The sequence below is a fragment of the Vagococcus martis genome (genome assembly GCF_002026305.1).
Classification (GTDB): domain Bacteria; phylum Bacillota; class Bacilli; order Lactobacillales; family Vagococcaceae; genus Vagococcus; species Vagococcus martis.
Genome location: NZ_MVAB01000001.1, coordinates 614,147 through 637,419, shown reverse-complemented (window position 1 = coordinate 637,419; position 23,273 = coordinate 614,147). Strand labels below are relative to the sequence as shown.

Annotated in this window: 20 protein-coding genes; 18 read left to right on the top strand and 2 right to left on the bottom strand. The window is 33.1% G+C overall.

Going from position 1 to position 23,273, the window contains the following annotated elements:
- Positions 1-13: 13 nt before the first annotated feature.
- On the top strand, positions 14-250 hold the full coding sequence (gene dltC, locus BW731_RS03080; RefSeq protein ID WP_079345617.1) for a D-alanine--poly(phosphoribitol) ligase subunit DltC: 237 nt from the start codon (positions 14-16) through the stop codon (positions 248-250).
- Positions 247-1,506 carry a D-alanyl-lipoteichoic acid biosynthesis protein DltD gene (gene dltD, locus BW731_RS03075; protein ID WP_079345615.1) on the top strand — a complete coding sequence of 420 codons (1,260 nt, stop codon included), beginning with the start codon at positions 247-249 and terminating at the stop codon, positions 1,504-1,506. The genes dltC and dltD overlap by 4 nt, the downstream gene beginning before the upstream one ends.
- Before the next feature lie 18 nt (positions 1,507-1,524).
- Here dltD and BW731_RS03070 read toward each other — a convergent pair whose 3' ends face one another.
- Complete coding sequence (locus BW731_RS03070) at positions 1,525-2,415, bottom strand: LysR family transcriptional regulator (protein WP_079345613.1); 891 nt, start codon at positions 2,413-2,415, stop codon at positions 1,525-1,527.
- Between the two features lie 163 nt (positions 2,416-2,578).
- Here BW731_RS03070 and BW731_RS03065 point away from each other — a divergent pair, with 163 nt between their 5' ends.
- The 7 genes from BW731_RS03065 (at position 2,579) to BW731_RS03030 (ending at position 9,975) form a co-directional block, all read left to right on the top strand.
- Complete coding sequence (locus BW731_RS03065) at positions 2,579-3,892, top strand: YeeE/YedE family protein (RefSeq protein ID WP_079345611.1); 1,314 nt, start codon at positions 2,579-2,581, stop codon at positions 3,890-3,892.
- 22 nt (positions 3,893-3,914) lie between these two features.
- Entirely contained in the window at positions 3,915-5,618 is a 1,704-nt protein-coding gene (locus BW731_RS03060) for an FAD-dependent oxidoreductase (protein WP_079345609.1), read from the top strand.
- Positions 5,619-5,686: 68 nt separating this feature from the next.
- Complete coding sequence (locus tag BW731_RS03055) at positions 5,687-6,472, top strand: ABC transporter permease (RefSeq protein ID WP_079345607.1); 786 nt, start codon at positions 5,687-5,689, stop codon at positions 6,470-6,472.
- A complete protein-coding gene (locus tag BW731_RS03050; protein WP_079345606.1) occupies positions 6,469-7,506 on the top strand; it encodes a taurine ABC transporter substrate-binding protein in 1,038 nt (345 codons plus the stop codon). The genes BW731_RS03055 and BW731_RS03050 overlap by 4 nt, the downstream gene beginning before the upstream one ends.
- Positions 7,507-7,518: 12 nt before the next feature.
- Positions 7,519-8,298 carry an ABC transporter ATP-binding protein gene (locus tag BW731_RS03045; RefSeq protein ID WP_079345604.1) on the top strand — a complete coding sequence of 260 codons (780 nt, stop codon included), beginning with the start codon at positions 7,519-7,521 and terminating at the stop codon, positions 8,296-8,298.
- A 97-nt stretch (positions 8,299-8,395) separates the two neighbouring features.
- Positions 8,396-9,007: a lysozyme family protein gene (locus tag BW731_RS03040; RefSeq protein ID WP_079345602.1), complete on the top strand. Its 612-nt coding sequence runs from the start codon at positions 8,396-8,398 to the stop codon at positions 9,005-9,007.
- A 605-nt stretch (positions 9,008-9,612) separates the two neighbouring features.
- Positions 9,613-9,975: a hypothetical protein gene (locus BW731_RS03030; protein ID WP_079345599.1), complete on the top strand. Its 363-nt coding sequence runs from the start codon at positions 9,613-9,615 to the stop codon at positions 9,973-9,975.
- Positions 9,976-10,303: 328 nt separating this feature from the next.
- On the opposite strand, the gene BW731_RS03020 is transcribed toward BW731_RS03030, so the two are convergent.
- On the bottom strand, positions 10,304-10,969 hold the full coding sequence (locus BW731_RS03020) for a carbonic anhydrase family protein (protein ID WP_079345595.1): 666 nt from the start codon (positions 10,967-10,969) through the stop codon (positions 10,304-10,306).
- A gap of 221 nt (positions 10,970-11,190) precedes the next feature.
- Here BW731_RS03020 and BW731_RS03015 point away from each other — a divergent pair, with 221 nt between their 5' ends.
- From BW731_RS03015 to BW731_RS02975, 9 genes are all read left to right on the top strand, one after another.
- Positions 11,191-12,996 carry a glycerophosphoryl diester phosphodiesterase membrane domain-containing protein gene (locus BW731_RS03015; protein ID WP_079345593.1) on the top strand — a complete coding sequence of 602 codons (1,806 nt, stop codon included), beginning with the start codon at positions 11,191-11,193 and terminating at the stop codon, positions 12,994-12,996.
- Between the two features lie 80 nt (positions 12,997-13,076).
- Positions 13,077-13,793, top strand: a complete 717-nt coding sequence (locus BW731_RS03010; RefSeq protein WP_158080143.1) for an HAD family hydrolase — start codon at positions 13,077-13,079, stop codon at positions 13,791-13,793.
- Positions 13,794-13,797: 4 nt separating this feature from the next.
- Positions 13,798-14,382: a ribosome biogenesis GTP-binding protein YihA/YsxC gene (gene yihA / locus BW731_RS03005; RefSeq protein ID WP_079345589.1), complete on the top strand. Its 585-nt coding sequence runs from the start codon at positions 13,798-13,800 to the stop codon at positions 14,380-14,382.
- Positions 14,383-14,570: 188 nt separating this feature from the next.
- A complete protein-coding gene (locus BW731_RS03000) occupies positions 14,571-15,017 on the top strand; it encodes a flavodoxin (RefSeq protein ID WP_079345587.1) in 447 nt (148 codons plus the stop codon).
- A 58-nt stretch (positions 15,018-15,075) separates the two neighbouring features.
- Positions 15,076-18,609, top strand: coding sequence for a pyruvate:ferredoxin (flavodoxin) oxidoreductase (gene nifJ / locus BW731_RS02995; protein WP_079345585.1), 3,534 nt, complete (start codon positions 15,076-15,078; stop codon positions 18,607-18,609).
- A 91-nt stretch (positions 18,610-18,700) separates the two neighbouring features.
- Positions 18,701-19,384, top strand: a complete 684-nt coding sequence (locus BW731_RS02990) for a response regulator transcription factor (RefSeq protein ID WP_079345583.1) — start codon at positions 18,701-18,703, stop codon at positions 19,382-19,384.
- Positions 19,381-20,376: a sensor histidine kinase gene (locus BW731_RS02985; RefSeq protein WP_079345581.1), complete on the top strand. Its 996-nt coding sequence runs from the start codon at positions 19,381-19,383 to the stop codon at positions 20,374-20,376. The genes BW731_RS02990 and BW731_RS02985 overlap by 4 nt, the downstream gene beginning before the upstream one ends.
- Before the next feature lie 107 nt (positions 20,377-20,483).
- Positions 20,484-21,242 (top strand): ABC transporter ATP-binding protein, encoded by a 759-nt coding sequence (locus tag BW731_RS02980; protein ID WP_079345579.1) that lies wholly within the window; start codon positions 20,484-20,486, stop codon positions 21,240-21,242.
- 1 nt (position 21,243) lies between these two features.
- Positions 21,244-23,226: an ABC transporter permease gene (locus tag BW731_RS02975; RefSeq protein WP_079345577.1), complete on the top strand. Its 1,983-nt coding sequence runs from the start codon at positions 21,244-21,246 to the stop codon at positions 23,224-23,226.
- Positions 23,227-23,273 lie beyond the last annotated feature (47 nt).

Here is a 23,273-nt window from a genome sequence, read left to right as displayed (position 1 = left end):
GAGATGGGTAAAAATGAACGTAAAAGAGACAATTTTAAGTATTTTAGAAGATTTAACAGGAACAGATTTTTCTGATCAAATGACTGTCGATTTATATGAAGAAGGTATCTTAGACTCAATGGCAACTGTGCAAATGTTAGTTGAAGTGGATGGACAATTAGGTATCACAGTACCAGTTTCTGAATATGAAAGAAGCGAATGGGCGACTCCTGAACAAATTATCGCACAGGTTGAAGCTTTACAATCATGACATTAAAGAAAAAGATATTTTTCGCTGTTGGACCATTTGCTGTAGCAGCACTGTTCATAGTCGCTTTATTATATTCACCAATTGAGTTTATTAAGGATCCATCAGACGAGAAGGTGCATCAAGCAGCATCTTCTATGTCTGTTAATGTATTAAAAGGTTCTGAAATAAAACGACAAGCAATGGAATCTGGAAAGTACTTACCTTTTTTTGGTTCATCCGAATTAAGCCGTGTGAATCCTTTCCATCCATCTGTATTGGCAAAAAAATATGATAGGTCTTATGAGCCGTTTCTATTAGGAGCGCCAGGAACGCAATCTTTAACCCACTTTTTTATGCTTAACTCTGTTAAAAAGCCATTGGAAAATAAAAAACTTGTGTTTATTATTTCGCCTCAATGGTTTGTCAAAAAAGGTGTATCCGGTCCAATGTACTCATTATTTTATTCACCAATTGAAACGTATGAGTGGTTAGTTGACTTAGATGAAACTGATAAAACGGATCAATATGTCGCTGGACGCTTACTTGAGTTTGAAAGTGTTAAGTCTGATACACAGTTAAAGAAAATGTTGTTGAAAGTAAAGAATGGCGAAGAATTATCAAAAGCTGATAGAAGAAAAGCTTATTATAAATACAAACGTCTTAAAAATGAAGATTTATTATTTGGACAAATTGGTATTGTGTCTAAAAATAAACGTATTGATAAACAAGTAACTAAACTTCCAGATCAATATAATTTTAATGAACTAGATACTTTAGCTTACAAAATTGGACATGATAAAACAGATAATAATCCATTTGAAATTTCTAATAGTTTTTATTCAAATCGAATTATGCCTATGAAAGGTAAGTTAAAAGATTCTCAAAAGAAATTTAATTATATGTCATCACCTGAATATGGCGATTTTGAGGCGTTTTTAGAACTTTTAGATAAAAATAATATTGATGCCATGTTTGTTATTCCACCAGTCAATAAATTATGGTCGGACTATACCGGATTATCGACTGAGATGTTAGACGATTTTTCTAAGAAAATTAATTATCAACTAAAATCTCAAGGATTTAATAATGTTGTTGATTTTACTGACAAGCGTGGAGAAAAATATTTTATGGAAGATACTATTCATATTGGATGGCGTGGTTGGTTAGAAATGGATACCTATTTACAAGAATTTCTAAAATCTAATCAAAAACCAGACTATAAAATGAATCCAGAACTTTTTTACAGTAAAGAATGGCAAACGAAAGATTATCAGTAAAATAAAAACCATTACTTCCTATATTGGGAGAAATGGTTTTTTTGTGTCTTTTAGAGAGTTTAAGAAAAAACGAGTTGATGCATTGATTGGTTGATTTTGATTCATCACGACATAAAAATTTTGATGTAAATCAATATCGCTTAGATGAATTTGACTAATAGTTTGATTCATTAATTCTAAATTAATGGATGATTCATAGATAAAACTAATTCCTCTATTGTGTAAAATCATTTGTTTAATTAAATTAATATTGCCGACATATTGTTTATGAGAAAAGTAATCGAGCGATAGATTTTGTTTATCAAATAATTGCATCATAGCATCACTAATACCTGAGCCTTTTTCTCTGAAAATAACGGTTTCATTTTCCAAATCTTTTAAAGATACTTCTTGATTTGCTAGTGGATGAGAATTGGAGCAAATACAAATAATATTATCTTTAAAAAAAATATTTTTTATTAGGGATTTATCTTCAATAGGACCTGATATGAGGGCTAAATCAATTTTGTGAGCATGAATTAATTCAATTAGCCCTTTTGTATTATCAACCATCAGAGAAATAGTTGACTTTGGGTAGTGGTTTGAATATTCGGTGATATATTGTGGAATCCAGTATTCACCAATAGTTTTACTAGCACCTATGCGAAGAGAGACTGTATTCGTCAAATGAGAGGTAATTTGTTGAATTTCACTTTTTAGATATTTGATTTTTTTATAAAGATATAACCCTTCAGGTGTAATCGTTAATGTTTTATCTTGATACTTGACTAGAGACACACCTAGTTCTTTTTCAATATATTGAATATGTTTTGTCACAGCAGGTTGTGTAAAATTTAATAATTGAGCTGTTTTTGTGTAATTTTTTGTTTCTACTAAAATTAAAAATGTATCATACCGATAATCTAACATCTTACTTCCTCCTTATACCTTCCCCTGTATTATACATCATTAAGTGACTGATTTGTTTATCTATAATAAAATAGCATAGATCTATAACAAAGCGTTATTTTCTTTTTGTGATAGTTTGCACTAATATAGATTGTGTAATAAGTAACAAAAAGGAGGAAATGTGATGGAAAATGTTCACATCGATGAAAGGGAATCATTTAACCGAGTGCAACCATTCATAGCAATTATTATTGTGATTTTATTATTAATGTTTGGTAGTTATCTTGGAAATGAAAAAGCAGTTTTACCTATTCAATTATTTTCAGGAGTTTTATTAGGAGCAACTCTAACAAGAGCTCGCTTTGGATTTGCAGGAGGAATTAAACGAATCTATGTTAGAGGAGAAGGCAGTTTAACGAAAGCGCTATTAATTATGCTTTTTGTTACGATGTTTCTATTTATGGGAATTCAATGGTATGCAGCACAAAATGGTGCGATTCCAGCCTTTTTAGCCAATGAAGGAGATGCGATTATCCCAGGCACACAAAATGTTTATATGGCGAACTTGGCAACTGTTTTAGGAGGAATGTTATTCGGGATAGGGATGATATTCGCTGGTGGGTGTGCTTCAGGAACGTTAACGGACATGGGTGAAGGAGAAGGACGTGCGATGTTTGTTTTCTTATTCTTCTTACTAGGATCGGCTCCTGGCGAATTAGCTCGATATAAATTTGATCAATCATCATTAGGAAAAGTTGGTGTACAAAGCTATTTACCTGATACATTTGGTTATCTTGGGGCATTAGCAGTATCTGGATTGATTTTATTATTTATTTATTGGTTGGTTTTAAAATATGAGAAAAAACGTAAAGAAGAAAATACTTATATGGATCCTTTAGGTGACTGGGAAGATTTTGAAAGACCTTTATCAACTGAATCATCAGCAGAAACGTCACTATTTAGTTATAAAACGTATCATAAGTTATTTATAGAACGTTGGAGTTTTAAAACTGGAGCTATTGTGATTGCGGTTATCTGTACATTCATTTTAGTTACAACTAATAAAGCATGGGGTGTAACAAGTGCATTCTCAAAATTAGAAATCGCTTTATTACAACCATTAGGTGTAGAATTTGCATCTCCAGCATTTGATAAATTAAATCTTTCAGTTAGTGAAGGATTATTGACAGATGGTGGGACAATTAGAAATATTGGGATTGTTGTTGGTGCGGCTTTATCATTTTTAATGGCCGGAAGATTTAAATTTGCGATGAAATTAAATAAACGAGATATCCCATATTTTATTGTCGGTGGATTATTAATGGGATTTGGTGCAAGACTTGCTAAAGGATGTAATGCTGGAGCAATGTATTCAGCTATTTCAACATTCTCAGTATCAGGTTGGGTCTTTACAGTTGCAATGGTCGTTGGTGGATTAATTAGTCTAAAACTTTTTGCAGGTAAGATGTCGTTAATACCTGCAAGTAGAAAAAAATAGAAAATATAGGAGGAGTTTTATCATGAGTAAACGCGTATTAATTATCGGTGGGGTTGCAGGGGGAGCATCAACTGCAGCACGAGTTAGAAGAATAGATGAATTTGCAGAAATTATTATGTTTGAAAAAGGGCCTTTCGTTTCATTCTCAAACTGTGCTCTACCATTTCATTTAAGTGGTGTAGTAGCTGAGGCGGATGATTTAGTTCTAATGTCTCCAGAGGTTTTCCATAAACAATATAATATTACGGCAAAAGTGAATCATGAAGTGATTGCTATCCATCCAGAAGAAAAGAAAATTACAGTTAAAAATGTTTTAACTGGTGAAACAATGGATGAAGAATACGATGAATTAGTATTATCACCAGGAGCAAATCCTATTCTACCAAAAAGTATTAAAGGAATTGGATCAGATCATGTCTTTACTGTGAGAAATGTTCCTGACATTGATGCTATCAAGCATTATATTGATGATAATAATATTAAAGATGTTGCCGTAGTTGGTGCTGGATTTATAGGGATTGAAGTGGCAGAAAACTTACAAATGGCTGGGAAAAATGTCACAATTATTGAAGCAGCTAATCAAGTGATGGCACCATTTGACTATGACATGGCTCAAATATTGCATAAAGAAATCATAGATAATGATGTTGATTTAGTATTAGAAGATGGTGTGAAAGAAATCTTTTCAGATAAAGTCGTTTTAGAGTCAGGTAAAGAAATTCCTGCAAAAGCCGTTATTATGGCGATTGGTGTAACACCCGAGTTGACCTTAGCTAAATCAGCAGGTTTAGAAATCGGAGAAACTGGTGGCATTAAAGTTAACCATCATTATTTAACATCTAAACCACATATTTACGCAGTAGGTGATGTGATTGAAACAACTCACTTTATCACTCAAAAACCTACACGCTTAACTTTAGCAGGACCAGCTCAACGTCAAGCAAGAGCTGCTGCAGACCATATGTATGGTAAAACATATCGTAATACAGGAGTGATTGGGTCATCTGTTATTCAATGTTTTGGTATGAATGCCGCGTCAACTGGTCTAAACGAAAAAGATTGTCAACGTGAAGGCATTGCTTACCAAACTGCATATGTTATCCCTAAAGATCGTGTAGGTCTTATGCCTAATGCGAAACCATTATTCTTCAAATTAATTTTTGCAGATCCTTCTGGACAAATACTAGGCGCGCAAGCAATGGGGCAAGGAAACGTGGACAAACGTATCGATGTCATAGCAGCGATGATTATGAATCATGCAAATATTGAAGACTTAAAAGAATTAGAATTATCTTATTCACCAATGTTTGGTACAGCCAAAGATGTGGTTAACATGGCAGCACTTGTTGCGATGAACGTTCTAAATGGAGAGTACAAACAAGTTCCCGTAACCAAAATTAGAGAGTTAGTAGAAAAAGATGCGTTTATCATTGATGCACGTGAACCAAATGAATATGCAGAAGGTCACATTGTTAATGCTGTAAGTATTCCATTTAGTGAATTCCGTCAACGTTTAGACGAAATACCAACAAATAGACCAGTTTATGTACACTGCTTATCAAGTCAACGTAGTTACAATATGGTAAAAGCACTGCAAGCTCATGGATTTGATAATGTGTATAACTTAATGGGTTCATTCTTAGGACTATGCATGTACGAATACTTCAATGATCAACAAACAGGTCGCAAACCAATTGTGACAAACTATCGTTTCGATTTACTATAAAAATTTTTGGGGCAAAAGAGTAAGGGATTTTGCCCCAAACTTTTTAAATTTAAAAGGTTGGTGAAGACATGAAAAAGAAACAAACCAAGAATTATAAAGGGTATACATACGCGACCTGGATAATTATTTTATTAGCATGGCTGATTGTGACAGAAGCAAACTTGGTCTCTTCACGACTAATTCCTTCACCAATTCAAGTAGTAAAAACATCAATAGATATTTTTGTGAATGGATATAATGGCATGTCTTTTTGGCAACATTTAGGAATTAGTTTATATCGATTGATTTTATCGAGTAGTTTAGCATTTTTTACCGCTATTCCATTGGGATTAATGAGTGGTTACTTTCCAAAGTTTAGAGCTGTGGTTGATTCACTGGTCCAATTTTATCGTCCGTTACCACCTCTTGCGTATTATACGTTATTGATTTTGTGGTTAGGGATTGATGAGTCACCTAAAATTATGTTACTGTTTTTAGCTGCTTTTGCCCCAATATATTTATCATGTGTATCAGCAGTAGGGAAAATACCAGTTGATTATATTAATGACGCTGAGTCATTAGGAGCGAGTAAGAAAGATATATTCTTTACCGTTATTTTACCAGGAAGTTTACCAGATATATTTACTGGGTTAAGAACAGCTGTTGGAGTAGCATATACGACTCTTGTATCAGCCGAAATGGTTGCTGCCACAAGTGGAATTGGTTGGATGGTCATTGATGCATCAAAATATTTAAAAAGTGATGTCATGTTTGTTGGTATTATTTTTATGGGACTTACAGGCATATTAATAGATATGGGGCTACGATTAATTGAAAAACGTGTGGTCTTTTGGAAGGGGAGAGATGATTCATGAAAAATAGAACAAAAGTTAGTTTAATAGTCATGCTTAGTTTAATTATCCTAGTATTTACTGGATGTGGTTCAAAAGAAAAAGCTGGTGATGATAAATTACCAAAAGAAGTGAAAATAGGGATTATTCGAGTGCCAAATGATAAACAAGTCGCAATATCCCAAAATTATTTTGATGAGTATTTTAAGGATAAAGGAATAAAAACAAAATTTATGTTTTTTGATTCAGGAGTAGCTGCGAATAAAGCATTATCATCGAATAGTATTGATTTTGCAGAGATGGGTTACACCAATGGGGTAGTTGCTTTAGCAACTGATATTCCTGCAGAACTGATTTGGATTCATGAAGTGTTGGGTACAAATGAAGCATTAGTAACACCAAAAGACTCTGGTATTACTGACATTAAACAACTAAAAGGTAAAAAAATAGCAACGCCATTTAGTTCCACTTCTCATTTTAGCTTGTTACAAGCATTAAAACTTGCTGGAATTGAAAAAGATGTCACATTACTTGATATGGAAACCAATGATATTGTTGCGGCTTGGGAGCGTGGTGATTTAGATGCGGCATATACATGGGAACCAACTTTATCTACGTTGAAAGAAACAGGTAACGTACTCATTGATAGCCAAACACTAGCTAAAGAAGGATTTATGACGGTGAATATCGACTTAGTGAATACTGAGTTTAGTAAAAAATACCCTGAATTAGTAGAAGACTACATAAAAACCTTAAATAAGGGAGTAGAGTATTATAAAAATAATCCTGAAGACGCAGCAAAAGGAGCTGCTAAGGAACTTGGTATAGAAACAAGTGATGCTCTAGAACAAATGCAAGGAACTACTTGGTTAAATATGAGTGAACAGGTATCTACTGATTATTTGGGTACAGAAAAAAATCCTGGTAAATTCCATGATGTGTTTAAAGATACTGCTATCTTTTTAAATAATCAAAAATCAATTTCAAGTGTTCCAAGTGAAGATGATATTCATAAGTTTATTAACACAACGTATATAGAAAAAGCGATGGAAAAATAAGGAGGGGTCAATATGCCACAAAAAAAAGAGCCGTTGATTCAATTAAAAAATGTCACACAACAATTTTTTTCAGCAGAAAATCACAGTTTACCAATCATCAAGGATCTTGATTTATCATTGTATGACGGCGAATTTGTCAGTGTGGTAGGACCTTCAGGTTGTGGAAAGAGTACATTGCTCAATTTAATCGCTGGATTTTTAACCCCAACAAGTGGTCAACTATTCATGAGAGATCAGATAATTATAGGGCCAGATAAATCAAGAGGAGTGGTGTTTCAATCGCCAACTCTGTATCCATGGTTATCTGTCGAACAAAATATTGCATATGGACCTAAACGACAAAAACTACCAAGTGAAGAGATAAAACAAAAAGTGACGACATTGATTGAACAAGTTGGATTGATAGAGTCAGAAACAAAATATCCCTTTGAACTTTCTGGTGGTATGAAGCAACGTGTGTCAATTGCTAGAGCAATGGTAAATGAGCCTGAATTATTACTCATGGATGAGCCGTTCAGTGCGTTAGATGCCATAACAAGACGTAATATGCAAGCCCTATTAAGAGGGTTGTGGCAAAAGAGTCATCAAAGTATTTTTATGATCACTCATGATATAGAAGAAGCCTTAACATTGAGTACTAGAGTCCTTGTATTTCCTAAAAATAATCCAGGAGAATTAAAGGAATACACATTTGATTATACACAAAAAATAACGCAAGATAGTCATTATGAAACTGAGATGGACGAAGCATTTCAACATGATAAATTATTATTATTAAATGACATTATGTAATTCTTAAATTAAAAGAAAACTGACTTGATAAGTCTTGATTATTAGATAAGAGTATGACAAAATAAATGCTACCTTGATTATAAGGAGCAATGAATGAGTGATTAAAAAAGTTATAAAACGATTTGTTTTATTTTTAATAATAGGATTATTAGTAGCAGGAGGCTGGTATTTGTGGCAATTAAAACAACATGTCACTCAAACTCTAAAATGGGAACCACTTGTCAAAACGGTACTTGAGGAAGAGAACTTGGCAGAGTATGAGGAGCTTGTCCTGGCGATTATATTTACCGAAACGAAAGGCAATAATGTTGATGTTATGCAAAGTAGTGAAAGTAAATATGGTGAACAAAATAAAATAACATCTGAAAAGGAAAGTATTACAAGTGGTGTTAGGCATTTATCAGACGCGATAAAATATGCACTTGATAATGACTGTGACATTTGGACAGGCGTGCAGGCTTATAATTTTGGTACTAGTTATGTTGATTATGTGGTGATTCATGGTAATAAAAATTCTTTGTCTTTAGCAGAGCAGTATTCTAAAGATGTTCTGGCACCAATGCTTGGAAACACAAATGAAGCGACTTATCATTATTATGAACCTATGTCGCTAATTCATAATGGAGGGAAATTGTACCAAAATGGTGGAAATTTCTTTTATGCTGAATTGGTGAAACGAAATATGACAATAATAAAAAAATTATCCTAATGGTATCTCGCCATTAGGATTTTTTGCTCTAACTTTTGGGGTGCACTACATAATGATTAAACTGTAACTAACACATTTGTATTATTAAGTTTATAAAACTAATCTCTTTTAAATAAACAATAAGGATAAAAATTTTTTTGAGACGATAGGATTATAGAAACAGCATTTATTGTACATTAAGAGATAAAACAATACAAAATTAGTTTTTTTTGATAAAATTAATCAAAACTCCAGTTTGCTTTACCTTATTTGGTAGTAATAAGTTATTTAATCTCATTTAATAAATGTATAAAAATATTTCCCTTTGTTCAAAGGTAGAAAGGATAATACATGAAAAAATATAAGAATTCTTTTTATTGCTTTTTTATTGGATTTATATTATTTTCTATTACCATAATGTGGCAGAATTCTTTAGGTCCAGATAGTAAAACAACCGATTATTTTTTTGTTATATTATTTATTCAAATTATTAGTTGTTTAATGATTCTTTTAGCTTTTTTTAAAATAATAATTATGAAATTAAAAGAAATAAATAATAGGAAATAAAGATAAAGTTTAACAAAAATAGTACGTTTCACACTAATAGATGAAAGGATGTTAAAATTATGAAATCAGAGTATTTTCAAATTATTTTTTTAACAATACTATATAATTTAATCTATTTATGCGCTTTAATATTTGCTACTGGACATGAAATAGGGGTAAAATTTGATGGCAATCAATTACCTGCTTATATTTTAGTATGTATGACATTTTTTATATCTTTTATTTCGTTGAGAATTAAAAGTATACAAAAAAGAAAATTGATGGTTAAAATAATAGGGGTATTAATTATCTTGTATTTAGCTTTGTTTTTTTCAGGTCATCTTAGTACTAATGAAGCCATGTTTTACTTTGTAATACCTATATTTGGAATGCCAATATTCATTTTTATGTTTATAGCTCATTATTTGAGTTTTGAAGAATAGGTTGTGTTCTAATAAATATTTTATTTTTTATGTATTTTAAATTTTTATAGTGGATTTATATTAATCCATTAAAATAAAAAAACGACGATGCTGTTTGTTATGTTTTAAATTGAACATAAATGTGCCTCAATCAGATACTATAGGAGTTTTTAGAATTACAGAAGATGGTGTCTTAGAGGTAAATGGTCCTATTACAGGGCAACCTTTAATAAATTCCAAGTGGCAAATCATTTCGAAACAATATATGGATAAAGAAACTGCCAAAGAATATTTTGACAATAGACAATAAGTGATATTAAATTTAAAAATCCTAATGGTATCTCGGCCATTAGGATTTTTTGTTGAATGATTTAAATAAAACTTTTCGTCCATTAAGAGGTTGAGTATGACGACAATTGTTTGCATGATAGTTTCTTAGTATTTGAAGTTGTTTATGTGATATTTCAACTGTTTCTTTAAATAAGTACCATTCTACATTTTCTGTTAGTGGTGGGGTTGTTAAAGAACCAAGATAGTGATAGTAATCAGAAATCCTTGGTAGTAAATCATATAGATACACATTGTGAATCGATTGATTTGTATTAACAGCATCAAGTAGAGTTTGCAATGTCTCGTTATGACGACCTTCAACTAAAAATACCCCTAAAACTGCTAGACGACCATTTTGAGCTTCATGAACAAAATGAAGTTCTGCATCACACGTTTTTCCATCAACTTTATGCTCACTGTGAGTGTGAAAATGAAATTGTTGTAAATTGAAAAAACGATTATTGATATTTGCTGTTCCAGTTGCAATGCCTTGAATGGCTGATCCAGTATCAAAAACAGCATCAACAGTTCGAGAATAAGTCAGTTGGATTTTTCCAGTATCCATCATTGGTTCTAGTGTAGCAGTCTCTATATCAATGGGAGATTGTGATAAAGAATGTTCACAACACCAGTCCTGTTGCGTTGCATAATTCCAATCAAGTATCGGGGCTTCAAAATGTTTCATCAAAAAACTCCTTCAAATAAATTATTAATGAAAGTTTATCCGAAAAAGATAGCATTCGACAAGTCAGACACCTTGAAATATCGCTTTGTAAAGAATATTTTTTATTTATTATAAGTTTTACGAACAGAGATAGATATAACAAAAAGGTCACAGAATAAATAAACTATTGACACGCATTTATGACATATCATAATATATAATACTAAGAGTGAGGTGATATAATGTACAAAATAAAAAATAGTATAAAAAAATCACTCGAATTCATTAAAGATGGGGTACGTTCGTCTAAAAGTGTTATATTAGCCAATGTCATCATATTATTTATCATAACACCTTTGATGGTCACTTTAACTCGTTTTATATTAAGAATGGGAGATATTCCCTATCTGTCTTATGATACAGTTGGTTTAATTGTGTTTCATCATCCTATTGTTCTATGTTTACTTATTATGATGTTGTTTTTACTAGTATTTACCATTTATTTTGAGTACACCTTTTTATTGTTGACGATGTATTTTATAAAAAATAAAGTCGCAATTTCGCTACGTCAATTGGCGAGAGAAACAATTTTACAGATGAAAAAATTAAAAGTAAGTAATTTTTTATTCTTCTTATGCTACTTTATTCTATTCAGTCCATTGGGGGCTATTAGATTTCATTCAGATTTGTTATCAAAGTTTAAAATTCCAGTTTTTATTGTTGATTTTATCTTTGAAAACCGTGTCATTTTCGTCGTTCTGTTTATATTAGCGTATGTCAGTTTAATTGTGGTCGCGATTCGTTTGATGTTTACATTGCCTTTGATGATTTTAAAAGATTATACATTTAAAGAAGCAAGTAAAATCAGTTGGCAACAAACTAAAAAACATTTCAAATCAATTGTATTGCAGTTTGTTTTTGTAATGGGAACTATTGCAGTGATAGCTTTAGTAGTAAATAGTTTAGTGATTGGTATACAAGAGTTAGCCGATACATATTACCAACATGAGAGTTTCTATGTCGCAATTTTCTTATTGACCTTGTTGCAGTTTAATTGGGTATTTAATCTAGTTTTAACAACGATTGGGATTTTCTTTATTACGATTTCTAATATGAATAAACTAGGCTATTTACCTGATATCAAAGAAATTTTCTCATCAGTTAATCAAACAACTTATAGAAAAATTAGTTGGCCACAAAAAGTGATGTTGACTTTGGGTGGAGTGTGGCTAGTGATCAGTGTTTTATCTTATAATTATTTGTTTTTAACACAGCCAAGTATTCATCGTCCACTAACTATTTCTCATCGTGGTGTAGATAATGGTAATCATGTTCAAAATTCTATCGAAGCTCTTGAAATGACGAGTAAAGACACACGTCCTAATTTTATCGAAATGGATGTACAGGAGACTAAAGACAAAGAGTTTATTGTCATGCATGATTTTAAACTCAATCATTTAATCCAACAAAAAGGACGGCCAAATGAGTTTACGTTAAAAGAACTTCAACAAATGACGGCTAAAGAAAATGGAAAAGAAGCGAAACTGGTATCGTTTGATGATTATTTAAAACGAGCGCAAGAACTCGATCAAAAGCTATTAATTGAAATTAAGGCAACGAAACAAGATAGTCCAGATATGATTGATCGATTTATTCAAAAGTACTATTCAATCATTAAAGAAGAAGGCCATGAAATTCAGTCATTGTCATTTGATGTAGTGAAAGAACTAAAAGAGAAAAAACCAGATTTATATGTAGGTTATATTATGCCATTTACTCTTGCAGGGACACCTGAAGGAGAGATGGATTTTTACTCGGTAGAATACACGACACTCACAAAAAACCTTGTTCAAACGATGCATAACCAAGACAAGAAGGTTTATGTTTGGACGCTAAATGATACAGATACCATTAATCGCATGATTTTTTATGGAGTTGATGGCGTGATTACAGATAATATGACGTTGTTAAACAGTGTATTGTCACGAGATATAAAAGCAACGACTTATGCAGATAAACTATTATACTTCTTAATTGGTATGGGATAATTCATTAGTTTTTAATAAAAAATGGCGTAATAGCCATTTTTTTTATATAATGAAAAGAGAACTGATGGGAGATGAGGAGAATGACTGTCGTTGTGTTTGATGTGGACGATACACTATATGACCAATTTGTGCCATTTGAGTTGGCCATGACACATAGCTTTCAAGATAAACCTTGGATAAAGGATATGGACTTATCAAATTTGTATTTGTTGTTTCGTCATCATAGTGATGAGATGTTTCCAGCTACTGTTTCTGGAGAATTATCATTAGAAGACATGCGAGTGTATCGTATTCAAAAAGCTTTAAAAGATTTAGGTTTTGAGGCAACAGATAGAAAATGCCAATTATTCCAAGATAGGTATTTTTATGAGCAAAATCGAATCACTGTGCATCCAGAGATGGTTGACTTATTATTGATTCTAAAAGAACGCCGAATTTTAACAGGAATCTTGACTAATGGACCGACTGATCATCAACAACTTAAACTAGATCAATTAAATGTATCGACTTGGATTGACAGTAACACTCATCATATTTCAGAAAGTATTGGTTACAGTAAGCCAGATGCAAAAGCCTTTCAAGTTGTGGCGAATAGCTATCCTGAATCAACTGAGTTTTTATATATTGGGGATTCTTATGACAATGATGTGATTGGTGCAAAAAATGCTGGATGGCAAGTCATTTGGTTAAATAAATACAATAAAAAACTAACACAAGAGATGGTGAAACCAGACGTTGAAGTGACGTCTTATAAAGACCTCGCAGTCAACGTGTTAGATTTATTACAAGAGGAGTAAACACATGAATGTAAATCATGCAGATATCGTTATTAGTGCTGTTCAACCAGAGCAGTACCCGAAAACAAACTTACCAGAAATTGCCTTAGCAGGTCGATCTAATGTAGGAAAATCATCATTTATCAACACATTAGTTAATCGTAAAAATTTAGCAAGAACATCTGGTAAACCAGGAAAAACGCAAACACTTAATTTTTATATTATTGAAGATTGTTTACATTTTGTTGATGTCCCAGGTTATGGTTATGCAAAAGTTTCAAAAACTGAACGAGCTAAATGGGGACAAATGATTGAAACATATTTAACTGAAAGAGAACAGTTGAGAGCAGTTGTGTCACTCATTGATATGCGTCATGCACCATCTGCTGAAGATGTTCAAATGTATGAATTCTTAAAATACTACAATATTCCAGTCATTGTAGTGGCAACAAAATGTGATAAAATTCCAAGAGGTAAATGGAATAAGCATGAGTCAATGATCAAGAAAAAACTTAATTTTGACCCATCAGATGATTTTATTGTCTTTTCTTCTGAAACAAAAGAAGGAAAAGACAAAGCGTGGAAAGCAATAGAAAGTTATATGGATTAAGACTACTTAATACAAAGATGAGGTGTGTGCAAACATGTCTCATCTTTTTTTATGAAAAAAGTAACATACTTTAAGATAAAATGGTTAATTTTGAGTTTAGAATATTCATAAAATAGTGTATTTGTGTTAGAATTTAAGGGGTTAGATTTGTGAAATTATAAAGATAAATAATAAGTGAGGGAGATAACATGGCGTTAGTAAAAATCGTTTATGCAAGCATGACTGGAAATACAGAAGGAATTTCTGAAATTATAGAAGATCAATTCATCGATGCTGGACTTGAAGTTGAACGTGAAGAATGTACCGATGTTGATCCAGACTTTTTTGAGGATGCAGATATTTGTATCGTCGCAACTTATACATATGGTGATGGGGAATTACCATTTGAGATGGAAGATTTCTTTGAGGACTTAGAAGATGAAGAGTTAGAAGATAAATTATTTGGTGTTGTCGGCTCTGGAGACACTGAGTATGGTGAATATTTTTGCCAGTCAGCACGAGATTTTGTGGAACAATTTAAAAAGACTGGTGCAACAGAAGGTGCTGAGATGGTTGAGATTGAAAATGAAGCAGACGGAGAAGATACAGAACGTCTTCAAGCATTTGTTGATCAATTAGTTAGTAAAGTGGAGTAGTCAGGAGCAAGGGTCACACCTTGCTTTTATTTTTAGCATAGAAAAGGATGTAACGACAATGACAGAAAAAATTACCATGGATGGCAACACAGCTGCGGCTTACATATCTTATGCATTTACTGAATTAGTGGCAGTTTATCCGATAACACCAAGTTCTACAATGGCAGAAGTGGTAGAAAATTGGTCAGTGAAACATCGTAAAAATATTTTTGGTGAACCAGTTAAAGTAGTAAACATGCAATCAGAAGCCGGAGCAGCAGGTGCGGTGCATGGATCTTTAAAAGCTGGAACATTAACATCTACCTATACAGCTTCACAAGGGTTATTACTCATGATACCTAATATGTATAAAATAGCTGGTGAGTTGTTACCTACAGTGTTTCATGTGGCATCTCGGGCGGTTACAACAAATGCATTAAGTATTTTTGGTGATCATGGAGATGTGATGGCAGCAAGACAAACAGGATTTTGCATGTTAGCTGAAAGTTCTGTTCAAGAAGTGATGGATTTGTCTGCTGTGGCTCACCTAGCTTCACTTGAAGCCAGTTTACCATTTATGAATTTTTTTGATGGATTTAGAACAAGTCATGAAATTCAAAAAATAGATGTGATTCCTTATGACACGTTAGGTGGATTAGTGAATCAAGAGGCATTAACAGCTTTTAGAAAACGAGCGATGAACCCAAATCACCCAAGTGTTTCAGGTTCTGCTCAAAACCCAGATATTCATTTTCAACAAAGAGAAACAATCAATCAATATTATGACCGAGTGCCAGACATTGTTCAAAAATATATGAACGACATTAATGCAATTCGTGGTACCAATTATGATTTAAGTACTTACTATGGTGATGACGAGGCGACAGAAATCATTATTTCAATGGGATCAGTTGCACCAACTGTTAGACAAACAGTTGATTACCTAAATTCACAAGGTCGAAAAGTAGGGCATTTAAATATTCATTTGTATCGTCCATTTCCAACTGAAAATATTTTACAAAATATTCCAGATACAGTTGAACGAATTGCTGTTTTAGATAGAACCAAAGAACCTGGAGCAGACGGTGAGCCACTGTTACTTGATATTCAAAGTGCGATGTACCGTCATAAAAATCGTCCAATCGTCATTGGCGGACGATATGGATTAGGTTCTAAAGATGTGCCACCTAACCAAATTAAAGCGATTTTTGATCATTTAAGTGGACCGGTTGATAAATTATTGTATCGTTTTACTGTTGGTATCAATGACGATGTCACGCATTTATCATTACCAGTGGGACCATTGCTTGATTTAACACCAAAAGATACTTACCAAGCAAAATTTTGGGGATTTGGATCTGATGGAACGGTTGGTGCTAATAAACAAGCAATTAAAATCATTGGAAATCACACTGACTTGTATGCACAAGGGTATTTTTCTTATGATTCAAAAAAATCTGGTGGGTTAACGACCTCTTATTTACGTTTTGGAAAAGAACCAATCAATTCCCCTTATTTAATTGAAACAGCAGACTTTATTGGATGTCATAATGGGTCATACATTCATCAATACGATTTGTTGCGTGGGCTTAAAAAAGGTGGGACGTTCCTTTTAAATACAACGTGGGATAAAGAGCGAGTGTTACGCTTATTGCCAAAACGTTTGAAAAAAGAATTAGCTGAAAAAGAAGCAAACTTTTATATCATTGATGCCATATCAATTGCACAACAAGTTGGCTTAGGCCGACGTATTAATCAAGTCATGTCGACAGCGTTTTTTGAGTTGAATCAACTTATGCCAAAAGATGAATACATTAAATATTTAAAAGAAGAAGTCGTAGCAAGTTATGGTAAAAAATCGCAAGCAATTGTGGATAAAAATCATGCAGCCATAGATTTAACACTCTCAGATTTGGTGAAAGTAGACATACCTAGTGATTGGTTATATATTGAAATAGACAAAGCAGTCGTTGATATGACAAAACCAAAATATGTCAGAGAAATATTAGAGCCTGTTAATGCACAACAAGGTGATTCATTGAGTGTTAAAACACTTATTGATAATAATATGACAGATGGTAGTGTACCAATGGGAACAGCAGCTTTTGAAAAACGTGGTATTGCGTTAGAAGTTCCAGAATGGATACCTGAAGCATGTACCATGTGCAATGAGTGCGCGTTTATCTGTCCACATGCTGCGATTCGCCCATTTTTAGCTGATGATGATGAGATGGAAGAAGCACCAGATGGATTTATTGTGCGTGAAATGAAGGGTACCGATGGTTTGAAATATCGTATTCAAGTGTCACTGGAAGATTGTACAGGTTGTGGATTGTGCGTGGACGTTTGTCCGGCAAAAGAAAAAGCATTAGTCATGAAACCTTATGATGAGCAAAAAGAAGAAGCAATCAACTGGGCGTTTGCTATGACATTAAAACAAAAAGCAAATCCAGTGAAGAAAAAAGAGTCCATTAAAGGGTCTCAATTTGAGCAGCCTTTAATGGAGTTTTCAGGTGCGTGTTCTGGTTGTGGTGAAACAACTTATATCAAGCTATTAACGCAACTTTATGGTGATCGTATGTTGATGGCAAACGCTACTGGTTGTTCATCTATTTGGGGTGCATCAGCACCAGCAACCCCTTATACAACCAATACATTTGGACAAGGACCAGCTTGGAGTAACTCTTTATTTGAAGACAATGCTGAGTTTGGTTTGGGGATGTATCTTGCTAACAAAACACAACGAGAGGGCGTACAACATTTACTAGAAGAAGCGATTGAACAGCAAGTTGGAACGGACTCATTAAGAGAATTGATGGCTGATTGGATTGAACATAAGGATGAAGGAAATGGGTCAAGACAACGGTCAACAAAACTTGAAGCAGCTTTGTTAGAAGAGATGGATGGTGTCGAATTGCTCGAAGACATCTATCGTAAAAAAGATTTGTTTGTCAAACCTAGCCAATGGATTATTGGTGGGGATGGTTGGGCATATGATATTGGATTTGGTGGAATTGATCACTGTTTAGCGAGTGGAGAAGATGTGAATATCTTTATCATGGATAATGAAGTCTACTCAAATACTGGAGGACAAACATCAAAAGCAACACCAACTGCGGCGATTGCAAAATTCTCATCTGAAGGTAAGAGAACACCGAAAAAAGATTTAGGTTTAATTGCGATGACATATGGTGGAGTATATGTAGCACAAGTTGCGATAAATGCTAATCCAACACAAGCAATCAAAGCAATAGCAGAAGCCGAAAGTTACCCAGGCCCGTCTCTTATTATAGGGTATGTACCATGCATTAATCATGGGATTCAAGGTGGAATGAGTCACGCTGTTGAAGTAACCAAGCGAGCGGTTGAATCAGGTTACTGGCCACTGTATCGTTATAATCCAGAGTTAATTGATAAAGGAAAAGAACCATTGAAAATAGATTATAAAAAAGCTAATTTTGATAATCTAACAGAATTTTTTAACTATCAAACACGTTTTTCTGCTTTAGAAAATGTGTTAGAAGACGAATCAGAAGTGGCAACACTACTTGAAAAATCAGCAGATGATGCGATTGAAAAAGCACAAACTTATAAGAGGTTATCTGGAAAATAAGTAAAAATCATAGCAAAACAAGTGAAATCCATTTATATTATGTATAGACATAGTATAGGTGGATTTTTTTATCCTAAAAAGGAGTTTCAATATGAATCACAAAATATTTATTGTAGAAGATGATCCAGTTATTAGTCAGGGATTAAAAACATATTTATCTCAATGGGGATATGACTGTGTGAGTGTGGATGATTTTGAACATGTACTAGATGAAATATTAGATAATCAGCCAGATATGGTATTAATGGATATTTCGTTACCCTATTATAATGGCTTTTACTGGTGTGAACAAATACGACAGATTTCAGAAATTCCGATTATATTTCTCTCATCAGCCAGTGATAATATGAATATGATCATGGCAATGAATATGGGAGCTGATGATTTTATAGCTAAACCATTTGATTTTTCCGTTTTAGTCGCAAAAATTCAAGCATTGATTAGACGAAGTTATCAATTTGGAAATGTGACGTCATATCAAAATGGTGCGTATCAATTATTGTTTCAAGATAATCGAGTAAAATATAAGGATGAGGTGGTTGATATATCGCCGACAGAGTGCAAAATTTTATCTTTATTATTTCAATATAAAAATCAAGTCGTGACTAAAGAGATGATTATGGAAAAACTTTGGGAGGGTGATGATTTTATAGATAGCAACACACTCTCAGTTAATATGACACGTCTAAGAAAGAAATTGTCCGTGATTCAACTTGATGACCATATTCAAACAGTAAAAGGGAAAGGCTACTTGTTAGATGGGTTAGATAGATGACACAGTTTTTAAAAAATTACATTAAGGAAAAATGGGTCATTTATGCGTTGTTTGTTATGATGAGTGGCATGTTTTTGGCGACGTTCTTTTTATATAACTTATCTTTAACTCCTTTTATGGATGGATTATTATTTGTGTTCTTTATTTTAGTGATTTGGACACTGGTTGATATGAAAAAAATGTATAAAGAACACAATATGTTGCAAGATATCATCGAACAAGAATCAGTCGATAATGTGTTGTATCAGCAACTTGATATAGGTGAAGATATGCTAAACAAGGATTATCAAGCATTGTTGAAAAAAGTGAGTGCCACAAACCAACATTTAGAGCATCAGTTAGTCAAAGAACAGCAATTGCTATTGGATTATTATGCTATGTGGAGTCACCAAATAAAGACACCTCTAGCAGCTTTGCAAGTTTTGGTCGAAACAGAACCAGAGTCAACGACCAAAATAAAAAATGAAATTTCAACGATTGATGGCTACTTATCTATGATGCTTCATTATTTAAAAATGACGAACTTAGAAGATGATTTAGTTCTAAAAAAAGTGGAACTCTCAAGTGTCGTCAAAAAAGTAATCAAAAAGTACCGCATGTTCTTTATACAAAAAGATTTGAGTGTGGAGTTAGTTCCATTTCAAAAAGAGATTGTCACAGATGAAAAGTGGTTGTTGTTTATTTTAGAGCAATTAATCTTTAACAGTATCAAATACACGAAAATCGGTGGAATAAAAATTGACATGACAAAAGACACACTGACTATTACTGATAGTGGTATCGGGATTCTTCCACAAGATTTACCACGGATTTTTGAGTCAGGATATACAGGATTTAATGGAAGACAGCATCAAAAAGCCACAGGGTTAGGACTTCATATGAGTCAAAATATCGCAAATCACCTAGGGATAATCTTAGAAATATCATCAGAAATAGGAAAAGGAACAGTGGTTGGTATGACTTTTTCACAGTTTGAAAACATGTATGATTAGCCAAACTTACTAAGTTGTAAGTTTGGTTTTTTATCTGTAAGTGTGCATGTATGACCATGTTTTGTATGATAGGTATATCAAGTAATCAAGAAAAAAGGAGAACATAGATGAAAATTTTAGAAGTCAATAATGTCAAAAAAACATATCATACACGCTTAGTTGGAGCAAAAGTCGAGGCATTAAAACAAATCAACTTTTCGGTGGAAGCTGGTGAGTATGTTGCTATAATGGGAGAATCTGGTTCTGGTAAAAGTACCTTACTTAATCTATTAGCAACATTAGATAAACCTACTTCAGGTGATATTTTATTAAATGGAAAAAATATGAATGAAATCAAGGAAAAAGAAGCGGCTGCTTTTAGGCGTGAGCATTTAGGGTTTGTCTTTCAACAATTTAATTTACTAGATACTTTTTCAGTTCAAGACAATATTTTATTGCCATTAGTGTTAGCTAAAACACCACTTGAAGAGATGATGTCTAGATTAGATAAGCTAGCACCACAACTTGGATTGAATAAATTGTTGGAAAAATATCCTTATGAATTATCTGGTGGGCAACAACAACGTGTGGCTGCCGCAAGATCATTGATTACACAACCAGATATTTTACTGGCAGATGAGCCGACCGGAGCACTTGACTCGAAAACGTCTACTCAACTTTTATCATTGTTTCAAGAAGTAAACAAACAAGGACAAACAATCGTCATGGTGACACATAGTGTAGTAGCCGCAAGTCATGCGAACCGAGTCTTGTTTATTAAAGATGGTCAAGTATTCAATCAAATATATCGTGGCTCACAAAACAATGATGATTTTTTAAATCAAATCTCTGAAACGATGACAGTTTTGTTAACAGGGGAGGCGTAAGATGTTTTATTTAAAATTAGCCTTAACTAACTTAAAGAAAAACCAGAGAGCGTATGCCCCATTTATCTTGTCGATGATTTTTTTGGTCAACGTCAATGTGATTATGCAAATTCTCTTAAAAAATGACGGAATGAATACATTACCTGGAGCGGATTCAGCAAAATCATTGTTTGGCTTTGGTTCAATCGTCATTTTAATCTTTACAACTATTTTTTCATTGTACACTAATAGTTTTTTACTCAAACAGCGTAAAAAAGAACTAGGTCTATACAATATATTAGGGATGGGAAAACGTGAACTTGGCAAGATTTTATTTATCGAAACTATGCTAGTGTCTTTGTTTTCAATAGTAGTTGGATTATTTACGGGGATTATTTTCTCGAAATTATCGTTTCTAATTTTGAAAAAAATGACAGGATTTGGTGAAGGATTTACTTATAATTTAACGATTATAAGCTTAGGGTATGTGGTAGTATTTTTTACGGGTATCTTTTTATTACTTTATGTGATTAATATGATTCAGTTAAAACTAGTTAATCCTTTAGAATTATTAAAAGGCACTCAAACAGGGGAAAAAGAACCAAAAGTAAAATGGTTAACAGGTATATCAGGTATTATATGTATTGGTGCAGGGTACTATATGTCAGTTACTATCGAGTCCCCTTTAAAAGCAATTAGCTTATTTTTTATTGCGATTTTACTCGTGATTTTTGGAACGTATGCTTTATTTATGGCAAGTAGCATTATGATGTTAAAATGGTTAAAACGTCGTAAGAAATTTTATTATCAACCAACGCATTTCATCGCGATTTCAAATATGATGTATCGAATGAAACAAAATGCGGTTGGATTAGCAAGTATCAGTATTTTGAGTACAATGGTACTAGTAACACTTAGCACAACAGGTAGTCTATTTTTCGGAATGGATAATGTCATAAAAAATCGTAATCCATATGATATGAGTCTTATGGTGCCACAAGACAAAGTAAAAGAAGTGGAAACACTATTTAAGTCAGAGGCAAAGAAATATGATGTTAGATTAAAAGAAGTTGACCATGCGGATTTATCTGATGGGCTAATGGTATTAAAAGATAATACTGATTATAAGTTGTTATCTAAAGACACTAAAAATCTAAACGACTTTAGCAAATCAGAACCTTTAAACTTTATGACACAAGACGAGTACAATCGTTTGGAAAAAACGAATTTAAAACTATCAGATGATGAGATTGCTTTATATAGTATGAACGGCAAATTTGATGGAAAGTCAGCGTCCTTTGGTAACAAAGAATTTAAGGTGAAACAAATTATTGATAACATCACATTTATTCCAAGAGTGAGTGGCATTTCAAATATGTTATTTGTTGTCGTGGCAAATCAAAACGTGATGGAAGACACGATCAAGGCTCTTGCGCCAAATGAGTATGAGAACTATCTGGAAATGTCTCCAACCGTTTACGCTAATTTTACTGGGGAAAGTGATAAACAGTTAGCTTATGCTAAAGAGATGAAAAGCAAATTGAAAGAGATGGGACTAACCGACAATTTCTCTTCAGCTGCGATTGACAGAGAAGAATTACAAGCATTCTCAGGTGGTTTCTTATTTTTAGGTATGATTTTAGGTCTTAGTTTCACTTTAGCCACAGGGTTAATCATTTATTACAAACAAATATCTGAAGGTATGCAGGATGAACATCGCTATGATATTATGCAAAAGGTTGGAATGAGTCATCAAGAAGTAAAACAAAGTATTAGAGGACAAATCATTATGGTATTCTTTTTCCTGATTATCCTTGCGACACTTCACTTAGCTTTTGCGTTTCCCTTGATGAGTAATTTACTGATGTTATTTGGATTGAGTGATAAAGTATTATTTATGATAATTTGTATCATTATGGTAGTAATTTTTTTACTGATTTACCTTGTCATGTATGCTCAAACGTCTAAAGTGTATTATAGATTAGTGGAGAGAAAAGTGGTGTAAGAAAAAAACAGCGACGCAGAATCAAACTGTGTCGCTGTTTTTATATT